Origin of the sequence: Mesorhizobium sp. B2-4-1, from assembly GCF_006442185.1 — a bacterium.
In the GTDB taxonomy this organism is placed as follows: Bacteria; Pseudomonadota; Alphaproteobacteria; order Rhizobiales; family Rhizobiaceae; genus Mesorhizobium.
The window spans coordinates 350,058-368,831 of sequence record NZ_VFVN01000001.1 but is presented as its reverse complement, the minus strand read 5'-3'; the positions used below and the strand labels follow the sequence as shown (position 1 = coordinate 368,831).

The 18,774-nt window shown below is 65.0% G+C and carries 21 protein-coding genes; 10 read left to right on the top strand and 11 right to left on the bottom strand.

Annotated elements, in window-relative coordinates; translation table 11 throughout:
- Positions 1 to 54 precede the first annotated feature (54 nt).
- Positions 55 to 387: an NIPSNAP family protein gene (locus FJ949_RS01860; protein WP_140491782.1), complete on the top strand. Its 333-nt coding sequence runs from the start codon at positions 55 to 57 to the stop codon at positions 385 to 387.
- Positions 384 to 728, top strand: a complete 345-nt coding sequence (locus tag FJ949_RS01855) for an antibiotic biosynthesis monooxygenase (protein WP_140491780.1) — start codon at positions 384 to 386, stop codon at positions 726 to 728. Before FJ949_RS01860 ends, FJ949_RS01855 begins: the two co-directional genes overlap by 4 nt.
- A 44-nt stretch (positions 729 to 772) precedes the next feature.
- On the opposite strand, the gene mbfA is transcribed toward FJ949_RS01855, so the two are convergent.
- Positions 773 to 1,756 (bottom strand): iron exporter MbfA, encoded by a 984-nt coding sequence (mbfA, locus tag FJ949_RS01850; RefSeq protein ID WP_140491779.1) that lies wholly within the window; start codon positions 1,754 to 1,756, stop codon positions 773 to 775.
- 177 nt (positions 1,757 to 1,933) lie between these two features.
- Between mbfA and FJ949_RS01845 the strand changes: the two genes are divergently transcribed.
- The gene (locus tag FJ949_RS01845) at positions 1,934 to 2,257 is read left to right on the top strand and encodes a hypothetical protein (protein ID WP_140491777.1); all 324 of its coding nucleotides are present in this window, start codon (positions 1,934 to 1,936) and stop codon (positions 2,255 to 2,257) included.
- A gap of 147 nt (positions 2,258 to 2,404) precedes the next feature.
- Positions 2,405 to 3,385: a threonine/serine dehydratase gene (locus FJ949_RS01840; protein WP_140491775.1), complete on the top strand. Its 981-nt coding sequence runs from the start codon at positions 2,405 to 2,407 to the stop codon at positions 3,383 to 3,385.
- A 109-nt stretch (positions 3,386 to 3,494) separates the two neighbouring features.
- On the opposite strand, the gene FJ949_RS01835 is transcribed toward FJ949_RS01840, so the two are convergent.
- The 5 genes from FJ949_RS01835 to FJ949_RS01815 form a co-directional block, all read right to left on the bottom strand.
- Entirely contained in the window at positions 3,495 to 3,800 is a 306-nt protein-coding gene (locus FJ949_RS01835) for a DUF1236 domain-containing protein (protein ID WP_140491773.1), read from the bottom strand.
- A gap of 257 nt (positions 3,801 to 4,057) precedes the next feature.
- Entirely contained in the window at positions 4,058 to 5,194 is a 1,137-nt protein-coding gene (locus FJ949_RS01830; protein WP_140491771.1) for an ABC transporter permease, read from the bottom strand.
- Positions 5,191 to 6,111, bottom strand: a complete 921-nt coding sequence (locus FJ949_RS01825; protein ID WP_140491769.1) for an ABC transporter ATP-binding protein — start codon at positions 6,109 to 6,111, stop codon at positions 5,191 to 5,193. The genes FJ949_RS01830 and FJ949_RS01825 overlap by 4 nt, the downstream gene beginning before the upstream one ends.
- Positions 6,108 to 7,061, bottom strand: a complete 954-nt coding sequence (locus FJ949_RS01820) for an HlyD family efflux transporter periplasmic adaptor subunit (protein WP_140491767.1) — start codon at positions 7,059 to 7,061, stop codon at positions 6,108 to 6,110. Before FJ949_RS01820 ends, FJ949_RS01825 begins: the two co-directional genes overlap by 4 nt.
- A complete protein-coding gene (locus FJ949_RS01815) occupies positions 7,058 to 7,747 on the bottom strand; it encodes a CerR family C-terminal domain-containing protein (RefSeq protein ID WP_140491765.1) in 690 nt (229 codons plus the stop codon). The genes FJ949_RS01820 and FJ949_RS01815 overlap by 4 nt, the downstream gene beginning before the upstream one ends.
- A 92-nt stretch (positions 7,748 to 7,839) precedes the next feature.
- On the opposite strand from FJ949_RS01815, the gene FJ949_RS01810 reads away from it, so the two are divergent.
- From FJ949_RS01810 to FJ949_RS01800, 3 genes are all read left to right on the top strand, one after another.
- A complete protein-coding gene (locus FJ949_RS01810; RefSeq protein ID WP_140491763.1) occupies positions 7,840 to 8,313 on the top strand; it encodes a CYTH domain-containing protein in 474 nt (157 codons plus the stop codon).
- Positions 8,310 to 9,248, top strand: a complete 939-nt coding sequence (locus FJ949_RS01805; RefSeq protein ID WP_140491761.1) for a CHAD domain-containing protein — start codon at positions 8,310 to 8,312, stop codon at positions 9,246 to 9,248. Before FJ949_RS01810 ends, FJ949_RS01805 begins: the two co-directional genes overlap by 4 nt.
- A gap of 237 nt (positions 9,249 to 9,485) precedes the next feature.
- Complete coding sequence (locus FJ949_RS01800; RefSeq protein WP_140493453.1) at positions 9,486 to 10,085, top strand: DNA-3-methyladenine glycosylase; 600 nt, start codon at positions 9,486 to 9,488, stop codon at positions 10,083 to 10,085.
- A gap of 40 nt (positions 10,086 to 10,125) precedes the next feature.
- Here the strand turns inward: FJ949_RS01800 and FJ949_RS01795 are convergent, their stop codons facing one another.
- The 4 genes from FJ949_RS01795 to FJ949_RS01780 form a co-directional block, all read right to left on the bottom strand.
- Entirely contained in the window at positions 10,126 to 11,859 is a 1,734-nt protein-coding gene (locus tag FJ949_RS01795; RefSeq protein WP_140491759.1) for a SulP family inorganic anion transporter, read from the bottom strand.
- 66 nt (positions 11,860 to 11,925) lie between these two features.
- On the bottom strand, positions 11,926 to 12,204 hold the full coding sequence (locus FJ949_RS01790; RefSeq protein ID WP_140491757.1) for a helix-turn-helix transcriptional regulator: 279 nt from the start codon (positions 12,202 to 12,204) through the stop codon (positions 11,926 to 11,928).
- A gap of 290 nt (positions 12,205 to 12,494) precedes the next feature.
- A complete protein-coding gene (locus FJ949_RS01785; RefSeq protein ID WP_140491755.1) occupies positions 12,495 to 13,196 on the bottom strand; it encodes a phosphatase PAP2 family protein in 702 nt (233 codons plus the stop codon).
- A 31-nt stretch (positions 13,197 to 13,227) separates the two neighbouring features.
- The gene (locus tag FJ949_RS01780) at positions 13,228 to 13,566 is read right to left on the bottom strand and encodes a hypothetical protein (RefSeq protein ID WP_140493450.1); all 339 of its coding nucleotides are present in this window, start codon (positions 13,564 to 13,566) and stop codon (positions 13,228 to 13,230) included.
- 159 nt (positions 13,567 to 13,725) lie between these two features.
- On the opposite strand from FJ949_RS01780, the gene FJ949_RS01775 reads away from it, so the two are divergent.
- Together FJ949_RS01775 and FJ949_RS01770 are read left to right on the top strand one after the other, a co-directional pair.
- Positions 13,726 to 15,117, top strand: a complete 1,392-nt coding sequence (locus FJ949_RS01775; RefSeq protein ID WP_140491753.1) for a sensor histidine kinase — start codon at positions 13,726 to 13,728, stop codon at positions 15,115 to 15,117.
- Positions 15,114 to 15,770, top strand: coding sequence for a response regulator transcription factor (locus tag FJ949_RS01770; RefSeq protein WP_140491751.1), 657 nt, complete (start codon positions 15,114 to 15,116; stop codon positions 15,768 to 15,770). Before FJ949_RS01775 ends, FJ949_RS01770 begins: the two co-directional genes overlap by 4 nt.
- Positions 15,771 to 15,960: 190 nt before the next feature.
- Here FJ949_RS01770 and FJ949_RS01765 read toward each other — a convergent pair whose 3' ends face one another.
- Positions 15,961 to 16,476 carry a hypothetical protein gene (locus tag FJ949_RS01765; protein ID WP_140491749.1) on the bottom strand — a complete coding sequence of 172 codons (516 nt, stop codon included), beginning with the start codon at positions 16,474 to 16,476 and terminating at the stop codon, positions 15,961 to 15,963.
- Between the two features lie 283 nt (positions 16,477 to 16,759).
- Between FJ949_RS01765 and FJ949_RS01760 the strand changes: the two genes are divergently transcribed.
- A complete protein-coding gene (locus FJ949_RS01760) occupies positions 16,760 to 18,763 on the top strand; it encodes a PhoX family phosphatase (protein ID WP_140491747.1) in 2,004 nt (667 codons plus the stop codon).
- The last annotated feature ends 11 nt before the right edge of the window (positions 18,764 to 18,774 follow it).

Here is an 18,774-nt window from a genome sequence, read left to right as displayed (position 1 = left end):
GGCGACGTTTCGACAGAGATCGAATTATCTGTGCGTCAACTCAGGGAGACCGAAATGACCATCACCTGCTTCATCCGCTACGAGATCGATCCGTTCGGCAAGGCCGCGTTCGAGGAATATGCCCGCAACTGGGGCCAGGCCATTCCGCGCTGCGGCGCCGACCTGATCGGCTACTACGCGCCGCATGAAGGCTCGGCCACGACCGCCTATGCGGCCTACAACATAGAAAGCCTGGCTGCCTATGAAGCCTATAGGGCCCGGCTTGCCGCCGACCCGGCCGGCAAGGCAAACTACGAATTCGCCCGCCGTGAAAAATTCATCCTCAAGGAGGACCGCATGTTCCTGAAACTGGCGTCCGGCCCGCACGCGAAGCTGGTGCTGCCGTGATCGCCGTCATCTTCGAGGTCGAGCCGGCCGCGGGCAGGCGCGATGCCTATCTGGACATCGCCGCGCAGTTGCGGCCGCTGCTTGAAGGCATCGATGGCTTCATCTCGGTCGAGCGCTTCCAGAGCCTCGCCAATCCGGACCGCATCCTGTCACTATCGTTCTGGCGCGACGAGGAAGCGGTGAAGGCCTGGCGCAACACGCAAGAACACCGGCAGGCCCAGCAGGCCGGGCGCGGCGGCATCTTTGCCGGCTACCGCCTGCGCATCGCGCACGTCGTGCGCGATTATGGCTTGAGTGAAAGGCAACAGGCGCCGGTGGATAGCCGGGCGGTGAACGGGTAATCGGCAGGTCCTTCCTTCTCCCAAAAGGGGGAGAAGGAAGAACCCTATGCGTTCCCGATCAGCACGCCCGCCGCGAACACCAGCGCGCCGCCGAGCACCACCTGGAAGGCGGCGCGCAGGAAGGGTGTCTGCATGTAGCGGTTCTGGACGAAGGCGATCGCCCAGAGTTCGAAGAACACCACCACGGCGGCAACCGCGGTCGCCGTCCAGAAATGCGGGATTAGGTAGGGCAGCGCATGGCCGAGGCCGCCGAGCGTCGTCATGATGCCCACGGTCAGGCCGCGCTTGACCGGCGAACCCCGACCCGACAGCTTGCCGTCGTCGGAGGCGACCTCGGTGAAGCCCATCGAGATGCCGGCGCCGATCGAGGCGGCGAGACCGACGAGAAGCGTCTGCCACGTGTCATGCGTGGCAAAGGCGGCGGCGAAGATCGGCGCCAGCGTCGATACCGAGCCGTCCATCAGTCCGGCCAGTCCCGGCTGCACATAGGTGAGGATGAACTGGCGCTGCTCGGCCGTCGCCTCCTCGACCTTCACGGTGCCCGGCACGTGCTGCTGCTCCAGCCGCTGCGCCATGCTCTCATGGCTCTGTTCCGCCGCCGCCAGTTCGTCGAGCAGCTTTCTGGTTGAGGCATCGGTGGTGCGCCTGGCCGCCTCGACATAGAACAGATAGGCCTGCCGCTCCATCGCCTCGGCCTGGCGGCGTACCTGCTCGATGCCGAGCGGCTTGACCAGCCAGTCGGGCTTGCGCTCGTAATAGCCCTTCACATGCTCGCGCCGGATCAGCGGAATGCGCTCCCCGAAACGCCTGCGGAAAAGCTCGATCAGCGCGTCGCGATGACCGTCCTCCTCCTCGGCCATGTCCTCGAACATTTTGGCCGATTGCGGAAAATCCTCCGCCAGCCCATCCGCATAGGCGCGATAGATGCGACCGTCGTCTTCTTCCGACGAGATGGCAAGCGCCAGGATCTCCTGTTCGGAGAGCGAATCGAAGGAGCGGCGGCCGAAGCCGAAAACACGGGAAAGCATGAGGAAATCACCCTAGTTTAGAATTGTTCTAAACTAAAGTTTGCTGCCGCATCGGTCAATCGTGCGCCTGGGCAGTGGTCAAGATTTGTTGAAGCCGCCATTCGGCGCCGGCTCTTCATTATCGGCAAATGTTCACTTATATGACGGAACTCAAGCCAACAACCGAGGAAGCCGCCGATGACTGCAAAGCCGCACGCCCATCACTTCGACCCGAAACCCGTCCTCGACCTCATAGCCAGCATCGAGGCCGATCTGCAGCGCCTGAAAGGTCTGGTCGAGCAGCAGATCGAGAAGTTCGATCCCGCCAACCCGCACAACAAGACCCTCGACGGCAAGCTGACCGAGGAAGGCGTCGAGTGCTGCTACCGCATGTTCGACGAAGGCAAGTCGCGCTATTCGGTCTCCCAGCAGATGAAGATTTCCTTTGCCGCCGCCACCCATCGCTTCAACGCCTGGCGCAAGGCCGGCGGCAACAAGCGGCAGCGGACGTTGTTGGGGTGAGGGTTGAACTGGACGGACCGGCAGGCAGGTGACTGCCAGCACTGCCGGCCGTCGTGATCCCAAACCTTGTGACGGTTACATTTTTTTGTTGGCCTCGCGCGGCCCTTTGCGTGCACCATGGCCGGACCACATCTTACAGGACCCGCCATGACCACGCCTCCCGGCATCGCCGATATCCACGCCGCCGCCGCCCGGCTCTCCGGCCTTATCGTCGAGACGCCGCTGATCGAATCGCCCGAGCTCAACAGCCGCTTCGGCGGCCGCATCCTGTTCAAGCCGGAAACGCTGCAGCGTACCGGCTCGTTCAAGTTCCGCGGCGCCTACAACAAGCTGTCCTCGCTATCGGCCGAGGAGCGTGGCCGCGGCGTGGTCGCCTTTTCCTCGGGCAATCATGCGCAAGGCGTTGCCGCTTCCGCCGCCATGTTCGGCGTCAGGGCGGTCATCGCCATGCCGTCGGACGCACCGGCCATGAAGATCGGCAATGTCCGCAAGATGGGCGCCGAAGTGGTCGCCTTCGATCGCGTCCGCGAAGACCGCGTGGCCGTGGTGCGGCCTTACGTGGAGAAGGGCATGGTCCTGGTGCCGCCCTATGACGATCCCGCCATCATCGCCGGCCAGGGCACGATCGGCCTCGAACTGCTGCGTCAGGCCAAGGCGCTTGGCGTGAGCCTCGACGCCGTCATCGTTCCCTGTGGCGGCGGCGGGCTGAGCAGCGGGATTTCGATCGCGGTCAAGGACGGTTCGCCCGCCACCGCCGTCTGGGCGGCAGAGCCGGAATTTTTCGACGACACCAGCCGGTCGCTGGCCAAGGGCACCAGGGTAGCGAATGAGCCCGGCCACACCTCGATCTGCGATTCACTTCTCGTCGCCGAGCCGGGCGCGCTCACTTTCGAGATCAATCGCAGAACGCTGGCCGGCGGGATTGCCGTCTCGGAGGAGGCGACGAAGCAGGCCATGCGCGACGCCATGGCCCATCTCAAGCTCGTCGTGGAGCCCGGCGGCTGCGTCGGGCTCGCCGCGCTCTCGTCGGGCAGGATCGACTTGGCCGGCAAATGCGTGGCCGTGGTGCTGTCTGGCGGCAATGTCGATTTCGACGCCTATGCCAAGATCATGGCTGCTGCCGCTTGACGCCCGCCCTGCATGGCAGGGCGGGCAGCCTTGTTTCGCAATTCCGGATGGAAACCGCTGCGCACTTTTCCTGGAATTGCCCAGTGCCCGTCAGCTGATGACGGTGACGTCAGTCGATGACTTTCACGATGCGACGGGTTCCGGGATCGACGAGGACGGTCTGACCGTTGACGACGACATAGCGGTACTGCACATCAGGAACATCGATCGCATGCAGCTCAACAGTGTCCGGCAAGGTCGAGCCGATGGCCAGCTGGACGCCCAGCAGGTCGACCGAGGCGATCGGCTTCTTGTGCACATATTCGCGGATAACGGTCTCCTGCTGCGGCTCGATGATCACGTCCTGAGCAGCGGCGGCACCGATGCCGGCGGCTAGCAGAAGCCCGGCCGCGGTGGCGGAAAGATACAGTCTCATCATTGCCTCCATTGCTGGTCGATAGAGCGCAATACAGTTGCAAGTCTCGGCTCTATCTCGTTGTTTTGGTGGCATTCCGCACCCCGCCAGATGATGCGGCCGGACTCGAGATGCCAAAGGCTTCGCTTGCACTGAGGGGGCCGTCTTGGCCCGCAAGTGGCAGCGGCGAGGCTGATCGACAACGCCGGGGCAGAAGCATGGTTCCAACGGGAGGGTCCAGGGCTCGATGGAACCCTGGACCGCCCCAGCGGCTGTTTTCAGTCCAGCGTGCGGCGGAAGCGGACCAGGGCGACGCCGGCAAACAGCGCCACGAACACCATCAGCCAGCCGATCTCCACGGCCACCGCCGGCAGCTGCGCGCCCTTCAGCATGACGGCACGGGTAATGCGCAGGAAATGCGTCAGGGGAAAGATCTCGCCAAAGATCTGCGCCCAGCCCGGCATGCCGCGATAGGGAAACATGAAACCCGAAAGCATGATCGACGGCAGGAAGAAGAAGAAGGTGAGCTGCAAGGCCTGCATCTGCGTGCGCGCGACGGTCGAGATCGTGTAGCCGAGCAGCACCAGGGACAGCACGAACACCAGCACCGCCGACAAGAGCAGCGTCATCGACCCCGTGAAGGGGATGGCGAACAGAAGCTTCGACGCCGCCAGCACCACCACGACCTGAACCGCGCCGACCGCCAGATAGGGCAGCACCTTGCCCAGCATGATCTCGAGCGGGCTGGACGGCATGGCGAGCAGGTTCTCCATCGTGCCGCGCTCTGTCTCGCGCGTCAGCGCGATCGAGGTCATCATCACCATCGTCATCTGCAGGATGACGCCGAGCAGGCCGGGGACGATGTTGTATTGCGAGATGCCCTCCGGATTGTAGCGCCGGTGCACGACCACATCGAGCTGGCCCCGGGCGGCCTCGGCGGCGGCCTCCTGCATGCCTTGCGCTCTGAGCAGCGCCTGGCCGGCGACGGTGCTGAGCGTCGAGATGGCGCCGCTGGCAACCGCCGGGTCGGTGGCGTCGGCCTCGATCAGGATCTGCGGATTGTCGCCGCGCTCCACCCGCCGCGCGAAATCGGCCGGAATGGTGACGACGAAGGCGACGTCGCCGCGCGCCATCAGGAATTCGGCCTCCTCGGCACTTTGCGCCACATGGTCGAAACGGTAGTAGCCGGTGGTCTGCAGCGCCGAGACCATGGCGCGCGTATAGGGATCGCTGCTCGTCGCCACGAGTGCCGCCGGCAGGCTCTTCGGGTCGTTGTTGATGGCGTAGCCGAACAGCACCAGCTGGATCAGCGGCACGCCCAGCATCATGGCGAAGGTGATGCGGTCGCGGCGCATCTGGATGAACTCCTTGATCAGCAGCGCGCCGAGCCGGGCTAAGGAGAAGACCGCGTTCATGCCATGTTGTCCTTCGAGCCGGACATGAACTGGATGAAGACGTCCTCAAGGCTGGTTTCGCCCGGCGCAACCGTCACGCCCTTGTGTTCCTTCTCGACATCGGCCAGCGCCGTCTCCAGCTTCTTCCTGTCGGCTCCCACGACATGCAGCGTCGCGCCGAACGGCGCCACCTGGTCGACGCCCGGCCGGCCTTCGAGCGCTTGCGCCACCTGGTCGAGGCGCGGGCCCTGCAGGACGAAAGTGGTCAGGCCGGCATTCCTGACCACCTCGGCGACGGTGCCCGTCGCCAGCATCTTGCCGTAGGAGATATAGCTGATGCGATGGCAGCGCTCGGCCTCGTCCATGTAGTGGGTGGAGACCAGCACGGTCAGCCCGCCGCTCGCCAGCCGGTGGATCTCGTCCCAGAACTCGCGCCGCGCCTTGGGGTCGACGCCGGCCGTCGGCTCGTCGAGCAGAAGCAGCTTGGGCTTGTGCATGATGCAGGCGGCCAGCGCCAGCCGCTGCTTCCAGCCGCCCGATAGCGTACCGGCGAGCTGGTTGCGGCGTGTCGTCAGGCCGAGCTCCTCCAGGGTCCTGGCGACATGCTCCTCGACCGGCTTCAGCCGGTAGAGCCGCGCCACGAATTCGAGGTTCTCGCCGATCGTCAGATCCTCGTAGAACGAGAATTTCTGCGTCATGTAGCCGACCTCGCGCTTGATGCGCAGGCTGTCGGTGAGGATGTCGAAACCCAGCACCGTGCCTTCGCCCTCGTCCGGGGTCAGCAGGCCGCACATGATGCGGATGGTGGTGGTCTTGCCCGAGCCGTTGGGGCCGAGGAAGCCGACGATCTCGCCTTCCGCCACCGTCATCGTGACATGGTCGACGACGGTTTTGTCGCCGAAGCGCTTGACCAGGCCGTGCACGTCGATGACGTTCATTTTCCTGAAACCGCCAGCTCGACGTCGACGATCTGGCCCGGCTGCAAGGCGCCGGCGCCGCCCTCCGGCCGCGCCTCGACGAGGTAGACCAGCTTCTGCCGGTTCTCCAGCGAATAGATCACCGGCGGAGTGAATTCCGGATCGGGCGAGACATAGCTGACGCGCGCCTTCACATCCGGGCCGCAACCGTCGCAATGGACGCGGAGCAAAGTGCCGACCTTGACCGAGGAGAAGGCGGCTTCGGGTATATAGACGCTGAGCTTCACCGCGCCGTCGGGCAGCACGGAGATGACGGGCGCGGTCGGCCCTGCCGTGTCGCCCGGATTGCGAATGACGTCGCTGACGCGGCCCGGAGAAGGGGCCGCCAGGGTGCGCTTGGATAGCCGCCACGCCGCTTGGTCGAGCGCGGCCTGTGCCTGCTTGACCTGACTTTCGGCGGCCTTGATCGTCTCGGGACGCGCCGGCAGGCCGCCGGCGGCGAGATTGGCCTGCGCCTGTCCGACCTGCGCGTTGGCCGTCTCCAGCGTGGCCGAGGCGGTGTCGTAGTCGGCCTGCGTGCCGGTGCCGCGCTTGAAGAGGTCGGCAGCGCGGTCGTATTTGCGTCTGGCATCGTCAGCCTGCGCCTTGGCCATGTCGACCTGGGCCTTGAGGGCGGCGATTTCTTCCGGCCGCTTGCCTACCTGCAGATCGGCAAGCTGCGCCTGCGCCTGGGCGAGACTTGCCGTGGCCTGTGCGACCGCGATTTTCGCGTCGGCGTTTTCCAGCGTCACGATCGTGGTGCCCGATGTGACGCGATCGCCGCGCTTGACCGCGACGGTCTCGACCTGCGCCACCTCGATCGGCGCCAGCAGCACATAGTCGCCTTCGACATAGCCGACGGCCAGCGGAGAAGCCGGTGCGCAGGCGCCGAAGAGTTGAGCGGCAAGCGGCAGCGAACAAAGAAAGCTCATCGTCTCGATCCCTTCCGGGCGGCCAGTATGGCGCTGAGGTTGTCCGATGTGACGGCCGCCACCTTGGCGGCCTCGGCGGCGCCGATCTCGCGCCAGCCCATGCGGCGCATGACCGCCTCGCGGCCGATGCGGAAATAGATGACCTGTCCGATCAGCGTGAACACGGTGAGCCGGGTCGCCTCGCTCTCGGCCGCCTCGCCGGTCGCCTGTTCCCAGAGCAGGCACAGGCGCCGATGCGTCGGCTCGAACACGCCGTCATAGATGCGGTCGAGCGCCGCGGTCGGATGCGAGAGCTCGCGCAGCACGAACTGCACGATCTCACCGGCTTGCGGCTGGGCCACGACGAATGCCACCATCCGCTCCAGCGCCGCGAACAGCTGTGCCCGCGCCGTCTCGGGGTTCGCGATTGCCGGCGCCCGCGTCTCGCCGAGTGCCTGGCCGGCGACCGATTGTATGGTGTCCACGATATGGTCGGCGGCGGCGAGGCGCAGCCCCTCCTTGCTGCCGAAGTGATAGGCGATGGAACCGATATTGGCCTTGGCCTCCGCCGCGATCTCGCGCGTGGAGGTGCCGTCGAAGCCTTGTCGTCCGAACAGCTTGAGCGCCGCGCGGACCAGCGCTTCACGCGTCATCTCCGCAGCGGGCGGCTCACGGCGAGGAGTTCGGGCTTCGGGCGGCTTGATCATGTGGCATACTTTAATCAATCGATTGATTAAAGTCAAATCCGAGTTCGGACATGGCTTGCCATGCCGGCCCGCGCGGGCTTTAGTGCGCGGCCATGGGCAAGGAAGTCGAGCGCAAGTTCCTGGTCTCCGGCACGGCATGGCGGGATCTGGTCGAGGCGGACATCCGCATCCTCCAGTTCTATCTCGCCGCCGCGCCAGGACGCACGGTGCGCGTGCGCATCAGCAACGGCGCCTCGGCCAGGTTGACGCTCAAATTCGGCAGCACGGCGCGCGAGCGCGACGAATTCGAATATCCCATTCCGCTGGCCGACGCCGTGGAGATGCTCGGCTTCGCCATCGGGCGTGTCATCGAGAAGACACGTCATCATGTTAGGCATGGCGGCTATCTCTACGAAGTCGATGTCTTCGGCGGCGCGCTGGCGGGGCTTGTGATGGCCGAACTCGAAACGCCGGACGATGTTCCGGATGAAATGCTGCCAGACTGGCTCGGCCGCGAAGTGACTGGCGAACAGAAATTCTACAACGCGTCGCTCGCCCTCGGGGGGATTCCGGAGATCGCCGCATGAGCTTTCGCATCGATCCGCGCCTGCCGCTGACCGGCGAGGTCAGGCGTATCCTGGCCGAGGAAATCGGCAAGGCGCTTGCTCATCTCGACACGGCGCATGACAGGCCGGAACAGGGACTGCACAAATCCCGCAAACGACTGAAGAGCGTACGCGCCTTGTTACACCTCGTTCGTTCCGGAAACGAAACATTCTGCCGCACGGAGAACGAGTGCTACAGGCAGGTCTCGGCATTGCTCGCCGGACCGCGCGAGGCGACCGCCTTGATCGAGACGATCGACCGCCTGGCCGGCGCCTTTCCGGGGCAAAGCGCCGGTGACGGCCTTGGCCCCGCCCGCGATCGCCTGGTGATGCGCCAGCACGCGCTTCATGCCGGCGCCGGTCTCGATGCGGCCATAAAAGCTGCCATCGCCGCCTGCCAGGAGGGCCTCGAACGCGTCGACAGGCTGTCCTTGCCGGACCAGCCGGAGCAGGCCGCCGACATTCTGGCGGAGGGCGCCCGCGCCACATTGCGGCGCGCGCGCAAAGCACTGGACAAGGCGGCCTCGAGCGGCGGGGCCGAGGATTTCCACGACCTGCGCAAGGCGGCCAAGACCCACAGCATGCATCTGTCGCTGCTCGGCCGCCTGTGGCCGACGCCAATCAAGGCTCGTCGCAAGGCGGTCGACAAGCTCGCAGAGCAACTCGGCGAACTGCACGACGTCTTCGTCATGCGCGCGATGCTGGAGGCCGGCGGCGAGCCGCTTGGGCCGCCCGGGGATACGAAACTCCTTCGCAAACTCCTGAAGCATTCCGAAAAGAGCCTGAGGAAGTCCTGCCTTGCCGAGGCGGCCGAACTGTTCGGCGACAGTCCCAGGCGCTCGACGAAGAAGCTGGCCCGCAAGGCGCGCGACGATCTTGCCGGCGCTCCGCCCGCGGAGGAATTGGCGGCGAGGTGACGCAACGGCATTCATCGCCGGTCATGCCGGCATTGGCCGTGTATGGCTCGCCGGGAGGGGCTGGCCCTTCATTCGCGCACCGGCATCGGTACCGACGGCAAGTCGATCCTCTATATCCCGCTGATGAACGAGGGCGAAGTCGCGGCGCTGAAGCTGGATTGAGAAGATTTTCGGAGCCGGCCGCACGAGAGCCTTTGCCACATGGGCCGGGCGGATCTAAAACCAGCCGCCATGAGGATGGTCGTCCGCCGCCCGCTCGCTCGTTCGGAACTGCCGCACGATACGGCCGCTCTCGCGCGCTATCTCATCGGCAAGATCGTGGTCCGGGAATTGCCCGAAGGCATTGCCAGCGGCCGCATCGTCGAGACCGAGGCGTATGTCGCCGGCGATGCTGCCGGGCACGGCTTCAGGGGAATGACCCCGCGCAATCGCTCGCTGTTCCTCGAGCGCGGGCATGCCTATGTCTATCTCGCCTACGGCATCTCATACATGCTGAATGTCTCGAGCGAGATGCCCGGCATCGGAACCGGCGTCCTGATCAGGGCATTGGAGCCGCTCGACGGCATTCCGATCATGCAGCTCAATCGCGGCATCGAGCGCCTGCGTGACCTGGCGCGAGGACCGGGAAGGCTCGCCATGGCGTTGCGGATCGACCGTTCGCTCGACGGGCTCGATCTTTGCCGGGAAGGCCCTCTATGGCTTGCAAGCGATGGCCGCGACCCCGGCGAAATCGGGCAGAGCGTTCGGATCGGCATTTCGAAGGATGCCGACCGCCTGCTGCGATTTTACGTCCGGGGAAGTCCGTTTGTCAGCGGTTCACGATCGCTCAACCCATGAGAGGTGCTTCCCGGCGCGTTGAAAGGAAGAAGAATGCAAGCTACTGCGCTGCCCTTTTTCCCTCCAACTGCGCCTGCGCTGCCCGGATCGAGGCGGCGTAGGTCACCAGCGGGCGCTTGAGGCCGTGGTTGATCAGCGTGCGTCTTGTCTGCGGCGAAGCGCCAGATATGACAAAGCGCACGCCGGCGCGCCTGGCCTTGTGCGCCGCACCCTCGATGACATTGGCCGCGGTCGAGTCGAAGAACGGCACCGCCGAGCAGTCGAGGATGAAGTTCTTGCGCTGGTCGGCGATGCGGTCGAGCACCGCGCCGACGGTCGAAGCGGCGCCGAAGAAGAATGCGCCGGAGATGCGGTAGACGACGGTGTCGGCGTCGGTCGCGTCCCTGGAATCATAGACGCTCTCGCGGTCGGCGACGTCCTCAGGCACCAGCGTCTGGTCGGCCTCGACGGCGATGGATTTCGCCATGCGGTCGATGAACAGGATCGAGCCCAGCGCGAATCCGACAACGATGCCTTCGGTCAAGTCGCGGAAGACCACGATCAGGAAGGTGGCCATCAGCACCAGCGCATCGCCGCGCGAGGCGCGCAGCAGCGTGGCGAAAGCCTGCTTCTCGAACATGTTCCAGCACACCACCGCCAGCACGCCGGCGAGGGCGGAGAGCGGGATGTAGCTGGCGAGCGGCGCTGCCGCCAGCATCAGGACGAGCAGGATCATGGAGTGGATCATGCCCGAAACCGGCCCGTGCGCGCCGGCCCGCACATTGGTGGCGGTACGGGCAATGGTGCCGGTGGTGCAGATGCCGCCGAACAGGGCCGAGGCGATGTTGGCGAAGCCTTGCGCCACCAGTTCGCAGTTGGAACGGTGCCGGCGGCCGGTCATGCCGTCGGCGACGACGGCCGACAGCAAGGATTCGATGGCGCCTAGCAACGCGAAGGCGATGGCGTCCGGCAGCACGTCGATCATCCTGTCGAGGCTGACGGGGGGAAGCGCCGGCCATTGCAGGCTGCGCGGGATCCCGCCAAAGCGCGTGCCGATCGTCTCGGCCGGCAGCGCAAACAGCGCCACCGCGAGCGACGCCAGACCGATGGCGATCAACATCGCCGGCCATTTCGGCCGCCAGCGCTTCAGGAAAGCGATGGTTGCGATTGTCAGCACCGCCACGAAGGTCGCCGCGAGATTGATCGTGCCGGCCGCCTCGCCGATCGCGGTCAGCTTCGGCACCAGCGGGCCTGGCTCCTTGCCGGCGAGCTTCAGCCCGAACAGTTCGACGATCTGGCCCGAGAAGATGATGACGGCGATACCGGCGGTAAAGCCGACCGTCACCGGATAGGGAATGAACTTTATGTAGGTGCCGAGCCGCAGATAGCCGATGGCGATGAGGAAGATGCCGGCCATCATCGTCGCCAGCAACAGCCCGTCCACGCCGACCCGCGCGACCGTCGCCGCCACCAGCACGATGAAGGCGCCCGCGGGGCCGCCGATCTGGAAACGGCTGCCGCCGAACGCCGAGATGATGAAGCCGCCGATGATCGATGTGTAGAGCCCGCGCTCCGGCGTCACCCCTGATGCGATGGCGATTGCCATCGACAGCGGCAAGGCGACGATGGCGACGGTCAGCCCGGCAATGGCATCGGCCCTGAGATGTTCGAGCCTGTAGCCTTCGCGCCAGACCGTCACCAGTTTCGGTGTGAACAGTTCGGAAAAAGTCGGCTTTGCCGGCCCATGGGTCGGTTTGCGCGCGGTTTCGTTGAGTGTCTGCCCGATCTCGTCCATGGACTGCTTCCGCACCTGAAAGGCGGCGGGATCGTCGGCAGGACTGTCGGCGGTCGCCGTCGCGACTTATGCCGGCTCAGCTTTCGGATTGGGCGGCACGGCAGGCTTGAGGCGCACGCCCCGGCCGCCGCGCTCACTGGGTTGATTCTCGCCGATCAGCTCCACCCCGGCCTCGTCGAGGGCCTGGATGACCTTCATCAGCGTATCGACCACACCCCTGACCACGCCGTCGCTCGCTTCCATGCGCTGGATGGTGGGAAGCGAAACGCCGGCGCGCTCGGCGAGCGTCTTCTGATCGATGCCGGCCAGCGCCCTCGCGGCGCGCATCTGCGCGGCAGTGATCATCGGCCGGGATCCCCGTCTGAGTCTGCGGATATGATGTATAATACGATCATTATGATGTTTCAAGCATCAGCATGCACGCTTGAGCCTTGATCATCATCGCTATCGAGCATTTTTCGGATACTTCCCGAGCATTGAGAGCTATGGTGTTCCATCTGGGGCAGGGGATAACGTGGTTGACCATTTTCAAGACATTGACGACATCGGCATGCCTGGTATCGGTGGTCCTTCTGCTAACGGGCTGCGGACACTTGATCAACCGGCTGATCTGACCGCTTCCCGGTCGAGCGTCGTCAGACGTCGTCACGCACCACCCTGCGCCGTTGCAGGACCCTTGCCGCCAACCAGCACAGCATGGCCCAGGCAAAGCCCGCGCACCAGCCGGCCAGCACGTCCGACGGCCAGTGGACGCCGAGATAGATGCGGCTGATGCCGACCAGCACCGTCGTCAGCACGGCGAGCGCCAGAACATAGATCTTCGTCGTCCGGCCCTGCAGGAAGCGCGCCGCAAGCGAGCCCAATGTGAGATAGGTCACCGCCGAAAGCATCGCGTGGCCGCTCGGGAAGGAAAGCGAGGTCTCGTTGACCAGATGCGAGACGAGCTCGGGCCGCGGCCGGTCGACGCCGAGCTTCAGCAGGCTCGACAGCATCTGGCCGCCCGCCACGGCGACGAAGATGAGAAGCGCGGTCCCGGGCCTGCGGATCAACAGCAGATAGATGATCGTCGCCGCCGTGATCAGCACCAGCACGCTGGTGCTGCCGAGGCTGGTGATGTCGCGCATCGCCCCTTCCATCCATGGCGGGCCGATCGGGATACCGGGTTGGCCGGCCTGGCGGAAGGCAAGCATGATTTCAGCGTCGAAGGCGTGCGGCGTGGTGGCCCGTGCCGCCTCCATCAACTCCACGAAGCCCCACAGGCCGGCGGCGACGACAAGGCCGGCCAGCAGCACCGGGAATTCGACCCGGCTCAGCAGAGCCTTTGCCGCAGTTCTCATCGGACCTCGTTTCGCAACCATGGTTTGCCGGTCATCGCCCTTGCACATAGGGCCCGAGCGTGATCAGCGCCACGGCGGCAATCGCCAGCACGATGCCGGCCGCTTGCAGCGTATTGATGCGCTCGCCGAAGAATATCAGGGCCACCAGATTGACCGATACCAGCTGGATGACGGCCGACAGGCTGAACGACACCGACATGCCGAACTCGCGAATCAGCCGCAGCATGATCAGGTTGCCCAGCGAATAGAGCGCAAGCGTCAGCACGATCTTGCCCAGGCTGGGCGCCATCCCCCATTGCTTGGCGGCCGCCGCCGCCAGCAGAAAGATCACGGTCGAAAGACCGAGCTGAAGTAACCCCGAAAAACTCACCCTGCCCTCGATATTGATGCCGGTCGTCCGTGCCTTGTTTCGCAAGCGCGTCGGGACGTCAAGCAGCTGCCGTGGGACCAGGCTCTTGTGTCGGCAGGACCGAAGCGCCAAAGTCGCGGCCACTACCCTGCCCCTGCGGGTGGGGGCGAGGAGCGTGGCGTGCGATTTCTCGAAACCTTGTCGCGGCGCTGGAACGGGCTTACGCTGGCGCTGCAGTTCATCATTGCCGGCGGCTTCGGGCTGCTTGCGGTGATGCTGGTGGTCGGCTTCTGGGTCACCGCGCAAATCCGCGAAAGCGTGCTCCACAATTCGGCGGCCACGACTGCCCTTTATGTCGACAGTGTGATCGCTCCGCTGCTCCCCGATCTGCGCACGAACCATCAGCTCGATGACGCCGTCAAACGGGCGCTTGACGAGACCCTCGGCCAAGGCGCGCTCGGCAAACGGCTGTTTTCCTTCAAGTTGTGGCGTCGGGACGGCACGGTGCTGTATTCGAAGGACACGGCCTTGATCGGCCGGCAGTTCGGCCCGAGCGCCAACCTGCGTGCCGCCTTCGCCGGGAATGTCGTCGCCGAGTTCAACGAGCTAGGCGACGAGGACGACAAGGAGGAGAGGGCCGCGGGCGTGCCGCTGCTGGAAATCTACAATCCAGTCCGCGAACCCTGGTCGGGCGAGGTGGTCGCCGTCACCGAATTCTACGAGATCGCCGACGATTTCCAGGCGGCTCTGGCTTCCGCCTTGCTGTCGAGCTGGCTGATCGTGGCCGGCGCCACGCTGACGGCGCTGCTGCTGTTGTCGGGGATCGTCATACGTGGCAGCCGCACCATCGACAAGCAGCGCGGCGTTCTGCAGGGTCAGGTCTCCGAGCTGCAGGCGCTGGTTTCGCAAAACCGGGCGCTGCGCCTGCGCGTCCAGCAGGCGTCGCGCCGTGCCACGGCGCTCAATGAACGATACCTGCGTCGCATCGGTGCCGACCTTCATGACGGGCCGGCCCAGCTCGTCGCGCTGGCGGCGCTGCGTGTGGATAGCCCCGCCATTTCCGGCGAGGGTGCCTCCAGCGACAGCCGCAACGCCGAGATCGCCATGATCCGCATGGCGCTGGACGACGCGATGCGTGAAATCCGCGGCATCTGCAACGGCCTTGTCCTGCCGCAGATAGAAACGGCCGCGACCGGCGACATTCTGCGTCTTGCCGTCGACGAGCATCAACGCAGGACCCGCAGTTCCGTGGCGCTGACCCTATCCAGGCAGTTGCCCGAACTGGGCGCTTCGGAGAAGATCAGCATCTATCGCTTCGTCCAGGAGGGGCTGAACAACGCCTACCGTCATGGGCAGGGCAAGGATCAGGAGGTGAAGGCCGGGATGACAGGCGGCAAGTTCTTCGTTGAAGTGTCGGATGGCGGGCCCGGATTCGACCCGAGGCGGGCCGAAGGCCTGGGGCTCGCCGGCATCAGGGAGCGTATCGAAAGCATTGGTGGCCAGTTCGAGACCACGACCGGGCCGCAGGGAACACGATTGATGATTACGCTAGCCGTCGAGGATCAACCATGATCGGTACCATCCGTGTCGCCATTGTCGACGACCACCCTCTGTTTCGCGAAGGCGTTACCCGCAGCCTGTCGGAGATCGGCGGCTTCGAAATGGTGGCCCAGGGCGCCACGGCGCAGGATGCCGAACGCATCGCCTCGACTTTGCAGCCCGACATACTGCTGCTCGACATCAGCATGCCGGGTGACGGCCTTGCGTCGGTGGCCGGCATACTGGGTGCCAATCCCGGACAGAAGATCGTCATGCTGACGGTCTCGGAGGCCAATGCCGACGTGGCGCGGGCGCTGAATGCCGGTGTGCGCGGCTATGTGCTGAAGGGGGTCGGCTCGCGCATGCTGGCCGAAATCCTCCATGGTGTCGCGGCCGGCGAGACCTATGTGTCGCCGACCCTGTCGGCTCGCCTGCTTTCGGACCTGCAATCGCTGCAGCCGGCCAACGGCAGGACGGATCGCCTGCGTCAGCTCACCGGACGCGAGGCCGAGATCCTGCAGCTGGTGGCGGAAGGGCTGAGCAACAAGGAAGTGGCGCTGCGGCTGGCACTGCAGGAAAAAACGGTCAAGCATCACATGACCGGTGTGCTGTCCAAGCTCAACGTCCGCAATCGCACCGAGGCGGCGCTGCTGATGCGCGAAGCGCGGGATCGGGCCGGCAGCTAATCCTGGTCGGCCGCAAGGGATCCCCGGTTTGGGATAACGACACGCATAAATGAAAACCTGAAGCGCGGTGCAGCAGCGGAACGCTCCAGGGCAAAAAAGACGGCCCCTATACGGGGCCGGAGTGACAAGGTCACCTCCGCCGGGGGGCGGCGGAGGTGACACGTAAAGCGGGCGATGCCTATTGCCCGCTCTACAACCCCTTGAGGCGGCTTATATCCGCCGCCGTCGCAGGGCGCTCGACGATCGTGCGGCCCAGAGCGTCGGTCATTTTGAAGCGACCCTTCTCGATCTCTTCCCCGAAGCCGTTAGGGTGCTGCACCACGATCTTGTTGTCGTCTATTTCGACACGATCGCCGGTTGTTGCGTTCACATGCTTGCCGGAGCTGTTGGCACCCTTCCCCTTGCCGTTGTTGCCGGCGCCATTGTTCCCGTTGCCGCCAGCGTTGCCATTGTTGCCTCCGGCGTTGCCATTGTTGCCTCCGGCGTTGCCATTGTTGCCGCCGCCGTTATTTCCATTGCCGCCATTGCCGTTACCGCTACCACCGCCATTGCCGCTGTTCCCGCCAGGCTTGGCTTGGGCGCTGGACGCGACAATGCCTGCGGCGGAACCGTGAAAATCGAGGTGATAGGGGGCTATGGTCAGCGCCAGTGCCGGCACTGCTCTCAGGGCCAGCCAGCAACAATGAGCCATGATCGAGCTGCGCATCAGTCCCTCACTTGATCGGACCGGCAAAATTCAGAGGCCATCTCGTGCAGGTACGCGACCATCGGCGACATGGCGTGTTCGTGTAAGTGGCCCACGACCGATGCCGCGGCAATCCGGACCTTCGCCCCGATCGGTTTAGGACCTTGGTCCGAGTTTTAAACCGGATGTGGCGCGAGGTTCGCGGTCAAGCTGGCGGGTGCACGAATGTCACGAAAGTGTGACCGATCGTCTATAAGGGGTCGAAACGCGTGACACGCTCCAGCCATCCAGCCAGAGGCAGACCATGACCGACCATCGCTCGCCCGACGCCCGATTCCGCACCAGCCTGCTTGAGGAAAACGACGGTCCGGCGACCAACCCCACCGAAAACCGCACCATGGGCGAAATCATTGCCGAGCGGTTCTCCCGCCGCGCCTTCCTCAAGGGCTCGCTGGCCGTCTCGGCCATTGCCGCCACCGTCAGCCCGCTGGCGCTCGTGGCCGCCGACGATGCGCGTGCCGCCGAGGGCTCCGCCTTCTCGTTCGAGGAACTCGAAGCCGGTATCGACGACAAGCACCATGTCGCGCCGGGCTACGATGCCGACGTGCTGTTGCGCTGGGGCGATCCGCTGTTTGCCGATTCGCCGGAGTTCGACCCGGCCAGGCAGTCGGCTGAGGCCCAGGCAAGACAATTCGGCTACAACAATGACTATGTCGGCTATATCGGGATCGGTGGCTCCGCCGAGCATGGCCTGCTGGTCGTCAACCACGAATACACCAATCCGCATCTGATGTTCCCGGGCATCGTCAAGATCGTCGAGAAGGACGGCAAGAAGGCGGCCGAACTCGCGCCGCTCTCGAAGGAGCAGGTCGATGTCGAGATGGCGGCACATGGCGGCACCATCGTCGAGATCCGCAAGGAAGGCGGCAAGTGGCAGGTGGTGCGCGACGGCAAGTTGAACCGCCGCATCACCTCCAACACCGAAATGGCGCTGTCGGGCCCGGTCGCCGGTCATGACCGCGTCAAGACCAATGCCGACCCATCCGGCACCAAGGTCATCGGCACATTCAACAACTGCGCCGGCGGCGTCACGCCTTGGGGCACCTATGTCATGGCCGAGGAGAACATCCACGGCTATTTCTCCGGTGAACTGCCGGAAGGCCATAAGGAAGCCGCCAACTACAAGCGCCTCGGCATTCCGGAAGGCGCCTATGAATGGGGCGCGCATTACGATCGTTTCGACCTCGCCAAGGAGCCGAACGAGCCCAACCGTTTCGGCTGGATCGTCGAGGTCGACGTCAACGATCCGACATCCACGCCCAGGAAGCGCACCGCAATGGGCCGCTTCAAGCATGAAGGCGCCGAATCGATCGTCGCCAAGGATGGCCGCGTCGTCTTCTATCTCGGCGACGACGAGCGCTTCGAGTACGTCTACAAATTCGTCACCGCGGGCCGTTTCGATCCGGACGACCGCGCCGCCAACATGAACCTGCTCGATGACGGCACGCTGCATGTCGCCAAATTCGCCGCGGACGGTACGGTGGAATGGCTGCCGATCGTCTTCGGCCAGGGCCCGCTGACGGCCGAGAACGGCTTTGCCGGCCAGGCCGACGTGTTGATCGAGACGCGGCGTGCCGCCGACCTGCTCGGCGCCACCAAGATGGACCGCCCCGAGGACATCCAGCCCAATCGTGTCAACGGCAAGGTCTATGTCATGCTGACCAACAATTCCAAGCGCAAGGCCGACCAGGTCGACGCCGCCAACCCGCGCGCCGACAACGCCTTCGGCCACATCATCGAGATATCGGAAGATGGCGGCGATTTCGCCGGCACCAGGGGCAAATGGGAAGTGCTCCTGAAATGCGGCGATCCGGCGGTTGCCGATGTCGGCGCCACCTTCTCCACCGCCACCACGGCCAATGGCTGGTTCGGCATGCCCGACAATTGCGCGGTCGATTCAGCCGGGCGCCTGTGGGTCGCCACCGACGGCCAGGGCCCGAAGGCCACCGGCCGCACCGACGGCCTGTGGGCGGTCGACACCGAAGGGCCGGCGCGCGCGACGTCAAAACTGTTCTTCCGCGTGCCGATCGGCGCTGAAATGTGCGGGCCGCTGTTTGCGCCCGACGATCAGACCGCCTTCGTCGCCGTCCAGCATCCGGGCGACGGCGGCGAGGACTGGGAGGCGTTCGGCCGCCCGTCCTATTATGAGGATCCGTCGACGCGCTGGCCCGATTTCAAGCCGGACATGCCGGTGCGGCCGGCGGTTGTCGCCATTACCAGGCAAGGCGGCGGCAAGATCGCGATTTAGAGGGCAATTCC